Source organism: Streptomyces sp. NBC_00523 (genome assembly GCF_036346615.1).
In the GTDB taxonomy this organism is placed as follows: domain Bacteria; phylum Actinomycetota; class Actinomycetes; order Streptomycetales; family Streptomycetaceae; genus Streptomyces.
This window is the reverse complement of the sequence record NZ_CP107836.1, coordinates 6,580,951-6,594,822: the sequence shown is the minus strand read 5'-3', so window position 1 is coordinate 6,594,822 and position 13,872 is coordinate 6,580,951. Positions and strand designations below refer to the sequence as shown.

The following is a 13,872-nucleotide window of genomic DNA, read 5'->3' as shown; positions in this document are numbered from 1 at the left end:
GTCCGGGCGGGCACCCTCAGTGGATCAGGACCTGCGAGAGGGCGATCCGGCCCGTGCCGGTCCTCACGATCCGGACCGTGCGGGTGCGGCTGTCCATGTCCACGACGGTGGGGCGGAGTGCCTTGCCGCTGACGTGGACCGTGGTGTCGTCGGTGACGATGTCGAAGTCGGCCGTCGTCGTGGAGGCGTCGTTCCAGACCTCGACCTGGCGGATGTGGCGGGTGGCCCCGAGGTCCGCCTGCCACCAGGCGCCGTCCTCGGCGAGGGTGCGGGTGTCGGTGTTGGTGTCGGCGTCCAGGGCGAGCGCGGCGGTGGCGGTGCCGTCCGTCGAGGACTGGGTGGCCGTGCCGGTGCGGGCGAGGTCGGTGCGCAGCTGCTCGACCGGGCCGCCGTGGGCTCCGGCGCGGGCGGCGACGGCCAGGGCGGCGGCCGGGAGGCGGTCGAGGCCGGTGTGGTTGCCGGTCATGACGGAGCCGGTGCCGCCGAGGGCGGGGGCGGCGGTGTCGGTCCAGTTGCCGCGCGCGGTGTTCCGGATGCCGTAGTCCGCCCAGTTGGACACCCACTTGTAGCCGATGCGGGTGATGACGTTGTTCTCGACGGTGATGTACGAGGACTGCTCGTCCAGGTAGATGCCGTTGCCGTCGCGCTCGGTGTTGCCGTACGCGGAGCGGTTGATGTAGTTGCCGCCGACGACCGTGCCCGGCTGGGCGCCCTGGGTGTAGATGGCGCCGCCGTCGTGCTGCTGCCGGGCGGCCTCCATGACGTCGGTGATGCGGTTGTTCGTCACCTTGTTGTCCCGGAGCACGGACTTCTGCGCCTCGGGCTGGTTCCAGCCCCAGCCGACGGAGATCGCCGAGTACGGGAGGTGGTCCAGGCTGTTGTGGTCGACAGTGAGCTCCGCCTCGTATCCGGCCCAGATGCCGACCGCGTCGGTGTACTCGACGCCGGTGCGGCTGATCGTGTTGTACGCGACGGTGTTGCGCTCCCCGGTGAGCGCGGCCTCCGGCAGGGGCTCGGTGTCACCGACGTACACCGCGCCCGAGGAGAGGTCGGTGAAGGTGGAGCGGGTGAGGGCGCTGTCCTTGGTGCCGGCCTCCAGGACCGCCCCGGCGCCGCCGAGGTGGATGAAGCGCGCGGAGTCGACGGTGACCCCCCGGCCGCCGCGCACGGTGAGCGCGGCGGCCGGTTTGGTGTAGTAGCGGCCCGCGTGGTCGACGGGGCCGGTGGCTCCGGTCAGGGTGAGACCGGCCTGCATCCCCGCGTAGCCCTCGTCGGTGTCGGGCTGCCGGTAGGCCGCATACGCGAAGCCGATGCCGCTGACCGTGAGGTCGTGGGCGCCGTCCACGGTGAGCAGCTGTTCGGTGTGCGGGCTGACGGCCCGCGCGCGGCGCATGTTCTCGCCCTCGCGCGGGAGGTAGGTGACGGTGCGGTCGGCGGAGTTCCACACGAACTCGCCCGGCTCGTCCAGGAGTTCGGCGGCGTTCTCGAAGAACGCGACCCCGCTGTAGCGGGTGGAGTCGACGGCGGTGGTGTCCCAGGCGGGGCCGGTGCGGTCGGTGCCGCTCGCGGAGTTGGTCCAGCAGGGCTGGGCGAAGGTGAGGGTGTCACCGCTGACGCCCGCGATCCGGCAGTGGTAGTTGCGCCAGCGGATACGGATGACGACCTCGGCGTCCGTGGGGTGCGCCCAGTGGTCGATGCCGGTCGCGGTGGCGCCGGTCATGCCGGTGGCGGTGGCGTCGCAGGTGGCGGCGGAGCACGCCTCGCCCCGGGCGCGGGTGGCGCGGTGGCCGTCCACGAAGAGCTGGCGCGGGGTGACCCCGGCGGGGACGGGGGCGGTCCAGGTGCCGTCGGCGTTCTCGCGCCAGCCGGTGAGGTCCCGGCCGCCGGAGAGGACGGGGTGGGCGCCGGGGGCGGCGGCCCAGGTGGTGCCGGAGTCGGCGGCGCCGAGCTTCAGGGGCGCGTCGAGCCGGTACGTACCGTCCTTGAGGAGTACGCGGACGGCGCGGCGGTGCTCGGTGCGGGCCTGGTCGCGGGCGCCGTCGAGGGTGCAGGGGCGGGCGTAGGTGCAGGCGGAGCCACGGCCGTCCGGGGCGGCGTACAGGGTGCGGGTGCCGGGCGCCGCGACGGCGGGGGCGGCGAGCAGGGCGGTCAGCAGGGCGGCGGTGGCGGACGCGGCGGTGGCTCGTACGACGTTCAGGGGGCGGTTCACGCGGTGGCCTTCCAGTCGGGGTGGCCGGGCATGGGCGGGTTGACGGCCCCGAAGAGCCAGTCGCGCAGGAACGGGTCGAGCGAGCGGTCGCGGGTGGTGTCGACGGTGTGCCGGATGAACTGCTCGGAGGTGTACGTGGAGTCCTTGAAGCGCTTCACCCACTCGCGCATCACGGTGTCGAAGGAGCGCCCGCCGATCCGCTGGTTCAGGGCGTAGAGGACGAGGGCGCCGCCGTCGTAGATGTTGGTGCCGCCGAGCGCCTTGGGCAGTCCGGGCGGGCCGTCGGCGGCGCGGACGGCGTCGAGCTTCTCGTACGTGGCCTTCATCTTGTCCTTGAGGACGGACCAGCCGCGCTCCTCGCCGTACAGACCGGCGTAGTAGACGGCGGGGCCCTCGTTGAGCCAGGCCTGCTGCCAGTCGTCGGGGGTGACGGAGTCGCCGAACCACTGGTGGACGAGCTCGTGGACCATGGTGGTCTCGTAACCGGGCTGTCCCTGGGCGTTGAGCTTGAACCAGTTGGTACCGAAGAGGGACAGCGTCTGGTTCTCCAGCGCGTCGGTATAGCCGTCGTAGATGTGCACCCCGTAGACGGAGAACGGGTAGCGGCCGAACTTCGCCTCCAGCCAGGCCAGATGGTCGGCGGTGCGGGCGACGACCGGGGCGTACGTGTCCTCCTGGCCCCGGGGCACGATGTGCCGCAGGGGCAGGCCGCGGTGGCTGCTGCCATACAGGTAGGTGCCCTTGACGACGGCGATGCCGATGAGCTCGGTGGCCATGCGCTCGCGGAGGGCGAAGTGCCAGACGGTGGAGCCGTCGGCGCGCGGCGTACGGTGCGTCAGCTCGCCGTTCGCGGTGGCGACGTAGCCCTCGGGGGCGCTGATGTGGAAGGTCCACGTCGCCTTGTCGGAGGGGGTGTCGTTGCAGGGCAGGAAGGTATCGGCGCGGGAGGACTGGGCGGCCGAGGCGAACCCGCCGTCGCTGCCGAACCGCCAGCCGGTGAGGCCGAGCCGGGGTGCCTTGCCGTTGCCCCGGTAGCGGACCTCGACGGTGAACGCCTGGTGGTCGCGGAGCGGGCGGGCCGGGGTGACGGTCAGTTCCTGGCCGCTCTGGCCGGGGGTGAGCTGCCAGGTGGCGGGGCGTCCGGCGACGGTGACGGCGTCGATGGTGTGGCCGTCGGTGTCCAGGTTGAAGGCGGACAGGTCCTGGGTGGCCCTGGCGCTGATCCTCACCGTGGCGGTGAAGTCGTACGTCACCGGGGTGAAGTCGAAGGTCAGGTCGTAGTGGGTGACCTGGTAGCCACCGTTGCCGAGGGTCGGGAAGAGCGGGTCGCCGACGCCGTCGGAGCCGGGCTCCGGGTGGAAGCCGTGCGGCCGGGCGGCGGCCGGGCTGGAGAGGGCGGGGACCGTGACGGCTGCCGCCGCGGCGGCGGTGCCGAGTGCGAGGACCGAGCGTCGGGTGGTCACTTCTTCCCCTTCTGGAAGGCTTCCTCGAACTCGCCGCGGGCCTGCTCGCCGCCCTTGGCCAGGTAGTCCTTGACCAGCTGGTCGTAGGCCGACATGGGCTTGCGGCCCGAGATGATGTCCTTGAGCACGTCGCCCTTGAGGGTGCCGAGGCTGCCGGCGCTCTTGGAGTCCCAGGTGGGCGAGGAGTACTGGAGCGTGGGGTCCGGCACCATCATCGGGATCATCTTGGTGAAGGTGTCGTGGACGTGGCGCACGCCCTGCTCGGAGTCGGCGCTGAAGATCGCCGGGACCGCGGACGCGGCGAACTTCCAGGGCACGGTGACGTCCTGGGTGCCCTGCTTGGTGAGCGCCGGGTTGCCCTTGTCGTCGCGGGTGAAGTCCTTGCCCTCGACGCCGTAGTTGATGAGGGTGTATTCGAGGCTGCCGAACGGCGAGGCCGCGAAGTCGGCGAACCGCAGGATCTCCTTGACGCGGTCCCCGGAGGCCTTGCTGATGTGGGTGTTCTGCAGCGCGACGTTGTCCATCCAGGCGACGGCGTCCTTGCCGACGGGCACGAAGGGGCGCGGGTCGAACTTCTTGTTGATCGCCTTCATCGCGGCGATGTAGCCGACGCCCGGCGCGAGGTAGGTGGGCATGCCGTCGTAGACGTACGCGCCCTTGCCGTTCTTGAACATGTCCGTGTACTGGGCCTTCTGCGCCCCGGACATCTGGAGGGTGCCCGGGTAGTAGCAGCCGGCCTTGTACAGCGTGCGGGCCGTCTCGACCGCCGTGCGGTACTCCGGGGTCTCCAGGTCGAGGGTGAACTTGCCCGTCTTCTCGTCCAGCCGCCAGAAGTTGGGCGCTCCGGCGGACATGGCGAGCATGGTGGTGACGCCCGCGATGATGGCGTACCGGTCCTCCTTGGGGCGGGTCAGCTCCTTGCAGACCTCGACGAAGCGGTCCAGGTCGGTGATCTGGTCCAGGCTGGTGACGCCGACCTCCTCGAAGAGGTCGTGGCGGTAGACCCCGGCGCCCGCGGTGCCGGTGCGGGCGATCGGGATGCCGTAGAGCTTGCCGCCGAAGATCGCGCCCTGCCAGGCGCCCTTCGGGATGGCGGCGAGGTTGGGGTAGTCCTTGACCGCGTCCCCGGCGAGGTGCGGGGTGAGGTCGGCGCACTTGGCCTGGAGGAAGGCGGCCTTGTTGTCGACGCCGCCGCTCTCCGGGTACATGAAGAGGTCGGGCAGGCTGTCGCTGGCGACCATCGTGGAGAACTTGGTGCCGTAGTCGTCGGCGGGGACGGCCGTGATGTTCACCTGGCCGCCGAGCAGCTTCTCGATCTCCTGCCAGGCCGCGTTCTTGCCGCGCGAGGGCGGCGGCGGGGAGAAGGTCTCCATGGCGGCGCTGATCGGCTTCGCCCCCTTGAGCGGGGTGGTCTTCGTGGCCCGCAGCGGCTTGGCCGGGTAGCTGAAGAAGCCCTGCGGGACGCCGGCCGCGGTGCCTTCCAGGTCGGGCTTGAGCCCGATGTTGCGGACGGCGCTGCGCGGAAGCAGGGACGCGCTCTTGGCCTCGGCCTTCGCAGTCGTGCCGCCGTCGCCGCAGGCGGCGAGCAGCGGGGCCGCGGCCAGTCCGAGACCGACGCCCGCGCCCAGGCGGAAGAGTGCTCTGCGGTTGATGGGGGTGGAGCTCGACACCTGAATCTCCTTGGAAGAGGGAAGGGAAGGAGTGGGGGACGGCGGCGGTCAGCCCTTGATGGCGCCGGTGAGCACGCCCTTGGTGAAGTAGCGCTGGAGGAAGGGGTAGACGCAGAGGATCGGGACGACGGCGATCACCAGGACCGCCATCTGCACGGCCTGCTGCGGGGCGAGCACTTCGCCCGCGGAGGCGGAGTCGAGGCTCTGGCCCTGGAGGACGTAGGTCCGCAGCACCATGGGCAGCGGCCACTTGTCGGAGTCGTTGAGGTACAGGAGCGAGTTGAAGAAGGCGTTCCAGTACGTCACCGCGTAGAAGAGGCTGATGACGGCGAGGACGGCCTTGGACAGCGGGAGGACGACGCGGACCAGGATGCGGAAGTCCCCGGCACCGTCCACCTTGGCCGCGTCGTACAGCTCCTCCGGCAGGTTCATGAAGAAGGACCGCAGGACGACCAGGTTGAAGGCGCTGACCAGGGTGGGCATGACGAGCGCCGCGTAGGTGTCGTACAGGCCGAGGCCCTTGACCAGCAGGAAGTTCGGGATGATGCCCGCGTTGAACAGCATGGTGAACAGGGCCGTCATCAGGATGAAGCGGGAGCCGGTGACCTCGCGGCGGGAGAGCCCGTACGCCATGCCGACGGTGACGAGCAGACTGGCGAGGGTACCGAAGACGGTGATGCCCACGGAGACGATGAGGGCCCGGCTGACGACGCCGCCGGTGAAGATCGTGCGGTAGGCGTCGAGGGTGGGGTGGTCCGGCCACAGGACGAGGCCGGAGCTCTTGATGATGTCGGTCTGCGAGGCGAAGCTCGTCCCGATGACGCCGACGAGCGGATACGCGACGGCGAGGACGACCACGACGACGGCAACGGCCTTCGCGGTCCGACCGATGCGGGTCGGGCGCTCCATCCACGGCGGGCGGCCGTCGGACTTGCGTACGGGGGCGGGCGCGGGTGCCGGTGTGGTGGTCCGGGCCGTGGCGCGCGTCTTCTCAGCGGTCAGCACCGCGGTACACCCCTTCGTGGCCGAGTCGGTGGGCGAACTTGTTGGCGCCCAGCACGAGTGCGGTGCCGATGACCGCCTTGACGAGTCCGACGGCGGCGGCGACGCCCCAGTCGTTGTCCTTGATGCCGTGGTAGTAGACGTAGGTGTCGAGCACCTCGCCGGCGTCCGGTCCGACCGCGTCGCGCTGGAGCAGGATCTGCTCGAAGCCGACGGAGAGGATCTGCCCGAGGTTGAGGATGAGCAGCAGGATGAGCACGGGCGCGATGCCCGGCAGCGTCACGTGCCACAGCCTGCGCCGGGGTCCGGCTCCGTCGATCGCGGCGGCCTCGTACTGCTGCCGGTCGATGTTGAGGAGGGCGGCGAGGATGATGATCGTGCCCCAGCCGGCGTCCTTCCAGGCAACCTGGAGGGTGAGCAGCCAGGGGAAGGCGTCCGGGTCGCTCATCATGTCGTAGCGGGGCAGGCCCATGCTGCCGAGGAAGTCGGGCAGGACGCCCGCGCCGCCCAGGATCTGCTGGAAGATCGAGACGATGATGACCCAGCCGATGAAGTGCGGCAGATAGACCACGCTCTGCACGAAGCGCCGGATGCGGTCGCTGGCGATGCTGTTGAGCAGCAGGGCCAGGGCGATGGGCACCGGGAAGAAGAACACCAGCTGGACGAGGGCGATCTCCAGGGTGTTGAAGGTCGCGGTCCAGAAGGCCGGTTCGCTGAACGCGGCGGTGAAGTTGGCGAAGCCCACCCAGACGCTGTGCATGTAGCCGAGGTACGGCTGGTAGTCCTGGAACGCCACCACGTAGCCGAGCAGCGGCACGTAGTGGAAGACGATGAAGTAGAGCAGGCCGGGCAGGGTGAGCAGCAGCATCACCCGGTCGCGTTTGAGGCGCTGTCCGAGTGTGAGCCGGTGCGGGGCGGCGAGGGCCGGGCCGGGCGGCGGGGCGGGCTCATCGGCCCGCTTTCGCCGCGTTCGCCGCTTTTCGCGCGGCAGCGGAGGTGCTGTGTCAGCCATGGTGGGTCCTGTTCGGCTGGGTGGCGCGTGGTGTGCCTTCTGCGGCGGCAAGTTAGTAAGCGGTTAACCCAAGCGTCAAGGGATCTGAGCGAACGTCTTCACCAGGCGTCGGCCTTCGGGGCGAATTCCGGGGCGGCAAATCTCAACAAAGCAGCCCTAGCTGCCTATTCGGGCTGGTGGTGCGCTTGACGGTCGGCCGTGGACGTCCCTAGCGTGCCGGTCATTCGATAGAACACGATTACTATCCGGAGGCAGGGTGCGAACCACCGAAGAGGCGCCGGCCCGTTCCGGTCCCGAGGCAGCGGATCCGCCCGGGAGGCGGCCGCGCACGGTTCTGGTCATGAGCACGGGGCTGCTGGACGACGTCTTCCCGCCCGCCGTCCGGTCGCGTCTCGAGGAGACCGCCGAACTGCTCGACCCGGCGGTGATCAGCGAGTTCGACTCCCCCGCCGCCGCCCGGGCGCTGTCCGCCGCAGAGGTGCTGCTGACCGGCTGGGGCTGTCCGCCCGTGGACCCGGCGCTGCTGGACCGGGCACCCGCGCTGCGGGCCGTCGTCCACGCGGCGGGCACGGTGAAAACGTTTCTGTCACCTGCCGCCTTCGACCGCGGGATCGTCGTCTCGTCGGCCGCCGCGGCCAACGCCGTGCCGGTGGCCGAGTACACCCTCGCGGCGATCATCATGGGCGCCAAGCGGGTGTTCCCGCTCGCGGGCCTCTACCGGGCCCGCCGCACCCATCGCACCGCCGCCGACCTGGACCGCCACCACTGGCTCGGCACCCATGGTCTGACCGTAGGGGTGGTCGGGGCCTCCCGCATCGGCCGCCGCGTGATCGAGCTGCTGCGGATGGCGCTGGACGCGGAGATCCTGCTGCACGACCCGTACGTGAGCGCGGCCGAGGCCGCCCTCCTCGGCGTGACCCCCGCCGACCTGGACACCCTCGTGGCGACGAGCGACGTGGTGAGCCTGCACGCCCCGGACACGCCCGAGACCCGGAACATGATCGACGCCCGGCGGATCGGCCTGATGCGCCCCGGGACGCTGCTCGTCAACACCGCGCGCGGCCCGCTCGTGGACACCGAGGCGCTCACCCCGCACCTGGTCAGCGGCCGGCTCGACGCGGTCCTCGACGTCACCTCGCCCGAGCCGCTGCCGCCCGGCCACCCCCTGTGGGACCTGCCCAACGTGTTCCTGACCCCGCACCTGGCGGGCGCCCAGGGCAACGAGGTGGGGCGGCTGGGCGCGCTCGCCGTGGACGAGCTGGCCCGGTACGCGCGGGGCGAGCCGTTCGGCCACCCTGTGCACCGGGCCGACCTGGGGAGGATCGCGTGACCGCCCTTCCGCCGCGGGCTCCGGGACCGCGGCGGACCGGGCCCGCCGCGGCACTAGGCTCGTCGTCACACAACAGCCTTCAGGGGGTGAGCCGGATGCGCCGGCAGAGCACGGCCGGGGACGGACAGCGGCGGGCGACGGTCACCGATGTCGCCCGGCGCGCGGGCGTCTCGACGGCCACCGTCTCACGCGTCCTGAACCGCAACTACCCCGTCGCCGAGGCGACCCGGGAGCGCGTCGAGTCCGCCATGCGCGAGCTCGGCTACGTGGTCAACGCGCACGCCCGCGCCCTGGCCGGCGTCTCCAACCGCACCGTCGGCATCATCGTCAACGAGGTCATCGACCCCTTCTACGCGTACATCGCGCGCGGGGTCGAACGGGAGGCGGCGCTCGGCGGACGGCTCTGCCTGGTCTGCTGCACCCAGGGCGACCCGCAGCGCGAGCTGGCCTTCATCGACCTGATGCACGAGCGCCGGGCGGACGCGGTCGTGGTCGTCGGCGGCTCCATCGCGGACCGGGGCTACACCTCGGAGCTGGCCCGCCGGGCGCGCGAGCTGGACGCGGGCGGCTCGAAGCTGGTCCTGTGCGGCCGGCCCCCGCTCGGCGAGTCCGCGCCGACCGCCGCCGTGGAGTACGACAACGAGGGCGGCGCCTTCGCGATCACCGACCACCTGCTGATGCAGGGTCACGAGCGCATCCTCTACCTGGGCGGTCCGCCCAAACTCTCCACCACCCGCGACCGGCTCGCCGGGCACCGCCGCGCCCTGGAGCTGCGGGGCGTGCCGGTCGATCCCGAGCTGGCCCAGCCGGGCGCCTTCAGCCGTGGCTTCGGGTACCGGAGGATGGCGGAACTCCTGCGGGACGGACCGGAGTTCACCGCCGTGTTCGCGGCCAACGACATGGTGGCGGCCGGTGCCGCGCAGGCCCTGGAGGAGGCGGGCCTGCGAGTGCCCAAGGACGTCTCGCTGGTCGGGTACGACGACATCCCGGTCGCCCAGGAGCTGCGGCCCCGGCTGACCACCGTCCATGTGCCACTGGAGGAGATGGGCCGTCAGGCGGTGCGGCTCGCCGTGTCCGGCGGGGACGAGGACGACTGGCGGGAGCCGACCACCGGGGCACTGCGGCTCGGCACCCACATCGTGGTACGCGATTCCGTGGCACCCCGGACCGGCAGACCGTTCCGCAAGTGACCGGTTACTTCCCGCCTGTCCGCAGTTGGCCATAGAAAATCACAGTAACTTCCCGAGTCCCCTTGCGGCTCGACAGCAACCGCTTACATGCTGGCGGAGCACCCCCCACCGTTCCGGACACCTTCGCCCCTCGTTCATGACTGCAGGGAGAGTTCCGCATGCGTAAGCACACCCCCTCCGCCGCCCCGGCCGCCTCCCCCGCCACCGAGTCCGTCACCGATTCGGCCTCCTCCGTGGGCCGCCGCGCCGTCCTCGGCGCGGCGGCGGGCGCGGGGGCCGCGGCGGTCCTCGGCCTCACCGCCACCGCGGCCCAGGCCCGGCCCGCGACCGGCCGCCCCTCCGGCCGCCCCGTCTCCGTGACCGTCACCGGCCGCCCCGCCGCCGAGGCCGAACGGCTGCGGCTCGCCCAGGCGTTGCGCGGTTCGGAGTTCCAGCCGACCGGCCTGCACGCGCCCGCCGGCACCCCGCTCTCGCTGACCGTCCAACCGCACGACGGCCTCGTGCCCACGCTGTGGATCGGCGCCTGGGACTACTACGGAGAGATCACCGAACCCCGCAGCTACCCGCTGGCCTCCGGCGCCAACACGGTGACCGACCCGCACGGCGGTCCGGTCTACCTGACGCTCACCGGCAACGGCGAGCGGGCGGGCGTGCTCTTCCGGTCCGGGGCGGTCCGGATGCCCGTCTTCACACTGGGCCGGACCGACGAGGCGGACTACCAGCGCCAACTGGACACGCTGACCGATTCGCCCTGGGTGGAGCTGCACGCCCCGCACACCATCATGACGCTGACCCGCGAGGGCGCTCTCCTGTACCGCGACGAGGACCACGCGGCGCTGCTCCGGCTGGTCGAGACCATCGTCGACTCGCATGCCCGGATCAGCGGCCTCGACGGCTCGAAGCCGGTGCACCGGCGCAAGGCGGGGCCGTACCACTTCACCGAGGTCAGCAAGGTGCCCACCGGCGTCGGCGCCTACGCCACGCACGGCTACAACGGCTTCCCGCGCGCCTACCTGGACCGGGCCACCACCGTCGAGGGCCTGCGCACCCGGGGCTGGGGGCTGTACCACGAGCTCGGTCACCTCCATCAGCAGATGGCGTACAAGCCGGGCGGCCTCACCGAGGTCACGGTGAACATCTATTCGCTGGCCGCGCAGCGCACCCTGAAGCAGCCGTCGAACCTGCTCACGGTCGACCCGGCGACCGGTCAGACCGTGTTCCAGAGCTCGCGGGACAAGTTCGGGACGCCCGGTCTCACGTACGAGAAGTCCTTCGGGGCGTACGAGAAGCTGGTGCCGCTGCGCCAGCTGGAACTGGCCTTCGGCGAGGACTTCTGGCCGCGCCTGCACAAGCTGGTGCGCGAGGAGAACCCGCAGTCCGACTACACCGAGGACGCCAAGCGCTACCGGGCCCTGGCCACCTACTCCAGCCGGATCGCGGGCTACGACCTCACGGACTTCTTCGTGAACACCTGGGCGTTCCCCATCGACGCCACGGGCCGCGCCGAGCTCGCCGCGCTGCATCTGCCGCAGCCGCCCGTCGACCCGAGCACGCTCTCCGACTGAGACCGCGACGACGAGGAATGGAGTCATCATGCAGCTGAGCAGAAGGACCCTTCTCGCCGCGAGCGGTGCCGCGGCGTCGGTGGTCCTGACGACGGGTCCGGCCCGGGCGGCGCGGACCGGAGCGACCGAGGAGGCGCCGGTCAACGACTTCGACGTTCTCCTGGAGCGGGCCGCCTCCCTGCTCACCGGCGGCGCGTTCGACGCCTCGGACCCCGACTTCGCGGCCGGAATCGCGGCCCTGAACACCACGGCGGGCGCCCTCTGGGACACCCTGGACCGGAGCGCCGGGCGGACCGCGCTGTGGTCCGACCTCTCGCCGCTCACCGACCCGGGCAACTTCGGCCAGAGCTACACGCGGCTGCGCACGCTCGCCGTCGCGTGGTCCACCCCCGGCACCGCGCTCTCCGGAAGCGCGGAGACGGCCGACGCGCTGCTCGGGGCGCTGCGGTTCGCATACGACACGGCGTACCACCCCTCCGCGCCCGAGGCCGGCAACTGGTGGTTCTGGGAGATCGGGGCGCCGCGCGCCCTGATGGACTGCTGTGTCCTGCTGCGCGAGCGGCTGCCTGCCGCCGATCTCGCGGACTATCTGTCCGTCGTGGACCGGTTCTGCCCGGACGCGGACCGCCGCACCAACTCCCCCACGCTGCCCGAGACCGGTGCCAACCGCACCGACAAGGCGGTGATCGTGGCGCTGCGCGGGCTGCTCGGCAAGGACGCCGACAAGGTGGCGTCGGCCCGCGACGCGCTCTCCGACGTACGCGACTCCGGCCGCAACAGCCTCTTTCGCTATACGACTTCGGGTGACGGCTTCTACGAGGACGGCTCGTTCGTCCAGCACTCCGAGGTGGCCTACACCGGCTCCTACGGCACCGTGCTGCTCGGCGGCGCGGCCTGGCTGCTTTCACTTCTGGCGGGCTCCGCCTGGGCGGTGGCCGACCCGAAGGTGTCGGTGATGTACGAGGCCGTGGAGCGCAGCTTCGTCCCGGTGATCTTCGACGGGCTGATGATGGACGCGGTGCGCGGCCGCGCCATCTCGCGGGAGCGGGCGGGCGACCACCGGGACGGGGCGGCGGCCGTCGCCGCGATCCTGCTCCTGGCGACGGGCGCCCCCGACGACCTGGCGGACCGCTGGCGCTCGCTGGTCAAGGGCTGGTTCAGCCGCAACCGCACCACCCCGTTCACCGCCCTGGCCACTCTGCCCCAACTGGCCCTGGCCAAGGCGATGCTGGCCGACCGCGAGATCCGGCCCGCAGCCCGCACCACGGGCAGTTTCGTCTTCGCGGACATGGACCGCGTCGTCCACCGCCGCCCCGGCTGGGCCTGCACCCTGTCGCTGTCCTCGAAGCGCATTTCCGCGTACGAGGCGGGCAACGGCGAGAACCTGCACGGCTGGTACACCGGCGACGGCATGACGTACCTCTACGACGGCGACGACCTCGGGCAGTACAACGACGGGTTCTGGCCGACCGTCGATCCGTACCGCCTGCCGGGCACCACGGTGGACACCCGCCCGCGCGACGACCTCGGCACCGGCGCGGGCACCTCCACCTACCGGCCGCCGAACGCGGTGGCGGGCGGCGCCGTGCTGGACGGCCGGTACAGCGCTGCGGCGATGGACCTGACCGGCGCCCCGGGCAGCAGCCTGCGGGCCCGGAAGGCGTGGTTCCTGCTCGACAACACGGTCGTGGCGCTCGGCGCGGGGATCACCTCGGGCGACGGCCATCCGGTCGAGACGGTGATCGAGAACCGCAACCTGGGCGCGGACGGCCGCAACCGACTGCTCGTGGACGGGATCCCTGTCCGTAACGGCGCCTCCGGCCAAGCTCGTTGGGCGCACATCGAGGGGGTCGGCGGCTATGTGCTGCCCGGCGGGGCCGCCCTGCGCACCCTGCGCGAGGAGCGCACCGGCACCTGGCGGGCCATCGACACGGGCGCGGACACCGGCGGCAGCACCGACCCCGTCACCCGCCGCTACCTCACCCTCTGGCTCGACCACGGCCCCTCCCCCACCGACGCCGGGTACGCCTATGTGCTGCTGCCCGGTGCCTCGGCGGCGGCGACCGCCGTCTGGTCGGCGTCCCGGCCGGTGCGCGTCCTCGCCAACGACGCCACCGCGCAGGCGGTCGAGGACCGCAGGACCGGTCTGACCGCTGTGCACTTCTGGGCCGCCGGTACGGTCGCGGGCATCACCGCGTCCGGTCCCGCGACGGTCCTGGTGCGGCGGCGCGGCGGCCGGGTCTCCGTGGCGGTCGCCGACCCGGGCCGGACGGGGACCTCGGTCACGGTCGGCCTGCCGTTCGCCGTCCGCCAGGCGTCCGAGGCCGACGACACCGTCGAACTCACTCCGGGCCGCAGGCCGTTGCTCACCGTCGCCGTCGGCGGTTCCCGGGGCCACACCCACCGCGCCGAACTCGTCCAGTAACCACCG

General features: G+C 71.8%; 9 protein-coding genes. 4 read left to right on the top strand and 5 right to left on the bottom strand.

The features are described 5' to 3' along the window. Nucleotides 1-16: 16 nt before the first annotated feature. The 5 genes from OHS17_RS29750 to OHS17_RS29730 form a co-directional block, all read right to left on the bottom strand. Complete coding sequence (locus OHS17_RS29750; protein WP_330314644.1) at nucleotides 17-2,209, bottom strand: right-handed parallel beta-helix repeat-containing protein; 2,193 nt, start codon at nucleotides 2,207-2,209, stop codon at nucleotides 17-19. Continuing rightward, on the bottom strand, nucleotides 2,206-3,672 hold the full coding sequence (locus tag OHS17_RS29745) for a M1 family metallopeptidase (RefSeq protein ID WP_330314643.1): 1,467 nt from the start codon (nucleotides 3,670-3,672) through the stop codon (nucleotides 2,206-2,208). The genes OHS17_RS29750 and OHS17_RS29745 overlap by 4 nt, the downstream gene beginning before the upstream one ends. Next, the gene (locus OHS17_RS29740; RefSeq protein ID WP_161209392.1) at nucleotides 3,669-5,342 is read right to left on the bottom strand and encodes an extracellular solute-binding protein; all 1,674 of its coding nucleotides are present in this window, start codon (nucleotides 5,340-5,342) and stop codon (nucleotides 3,669-3,671) included. Before OHS17_RS29740 ends, OHS17_RS29745 begins: the two co-directional genes overlap by 4 nt. A gap of 48 nt (nucleotides 5,343-5,390) precedes the next feature. After that, complete coding sequence (locus OHS17_RS29735; RefSeq protein ID WP_330315393.1) at nucleotides 5,391-6,251, bottom strand: carbohydrate ABC transporter permease; 861 nt, start codon at nucleotides 6,249-6,251, stop codon at nucleotides 5,391-5,393. 82 nt (nucleotides 6,252-6,333) lie between these two features. After that, nucleotides 6,334-7,356, bottom strand: a complete 1,023-nt coding sequence (locus OHS17_RS29730; protein WP_330314642.1) for an ABC transporter permease — start codon at nucleotides 7,354-7,356, stop codon at nucleotides 6,334-6,336. Nucleotides 7,357-7,696: 340 nt separating this feature from the next. Here OHS17_RS29730 and OHS17_RS29725 point away from each other — a divergent pair, with 340 nt between their 5' ends. The 4 genes from OHS17_RS29725 (at nucleotide 7,697) to OHS17_RS29710 (ending at nucleotide 13,866) form a co-directional block, all read left to right on the top strand. Next, complete coding sequence (locus OHS17_RS29725) at nucleotides 7,697-8,686, top strand: hydroxyacid dehydrogenase (protein ID WP_330314641.1); 990 nt, start codon at nucleotides 7,697-7,699, stop codon at nucleotides 8,684-8,686. Between the two features lie 95 nt (nucleotides 8,687-8,781). Next, complete coding sequence (locus tag OHS17_RS29720; protein WP_330314640.1) at nucleotides 8,782-9,876, top strand: LacI family DNA-binding transcriptional regulator; 1,095 nt, start codon at nucleotides 8,782-8,784, stop codon at nucleotides 9,874-9,876. A 158-nt stretch (nucleotides 9,877-10,034) separates the two neighbouring features. Continuing rightward, complete coding sequence (locus tag OHS17_RS29715; RefSeq protein WP_330314639.1) at nucleotides 10,035-11,441, top strand: M60 family metallopeptidase; 1,407 nt, start codon at nucleotides 10,035-10,037, stop codon at nucleotides 11,439-11,441. 28 nt (nucleotides 11,442-11,469) lie between these two features. Further along, a complete protein-coding gene (locus tag OHS17_RS29710) occupies nucleotides 11,470-13,866 on the top strand; it encodes a polysaccharide lyase 8 family protein (protein WP_330314638.1) in 2,397 nt (798 codons plus the stop codon). Nucleotides 13,867-13,872 lie beyond the last annotated feature (6 nt).

Bases quoted from the DNA above. Each gene is read 5' to 3' on its own strand.
- OHS17_RS29735 (WP_330315393.1), bottom strand. From the start codon at position 6,251: ATGGAGCGCCCGACCCGCATCGGTCGGACCGCGAAGGCCGTTGCCGTC.
- OHS17_RS29730 (WP_330314642.1), bottom strand. From the start codon at position 7,356: ATGGCTGACACAGCACCTCCGCTGCCGCGCGAAAAGCGGCGAACGCGG.
- OHS17_RS29725 (WP_330314641.1), top strand. From the start codon at position 7,697: ATGAGCACGGGGCTGCTGGACGACGTCTTCCCGCCCGCCGTCCGGTCG.
- OHS17_RS29720 (WP_330314640.1), top strand. From the start codon at position 8,782: ATGCGCCGGCAGAGCACGGCCGGGGACGGACAGCGGCGGGCGACGGTC.
- OHS17_RS29715 (WP_330314639.1), top strand. From the start codon at position 10,035: ATGCGTAAGCACACCCCCTCCGCCGCCCCGGCCGCCTCCCCCGCCACC.
- OHS17_RS29710 (WP_330314638.1), top strand. From the start codon at position 11,470: ATGCAGCTGAGCAGAAGGACCCTTCTCGCCGCGAGCGGTGCCGCGGCG.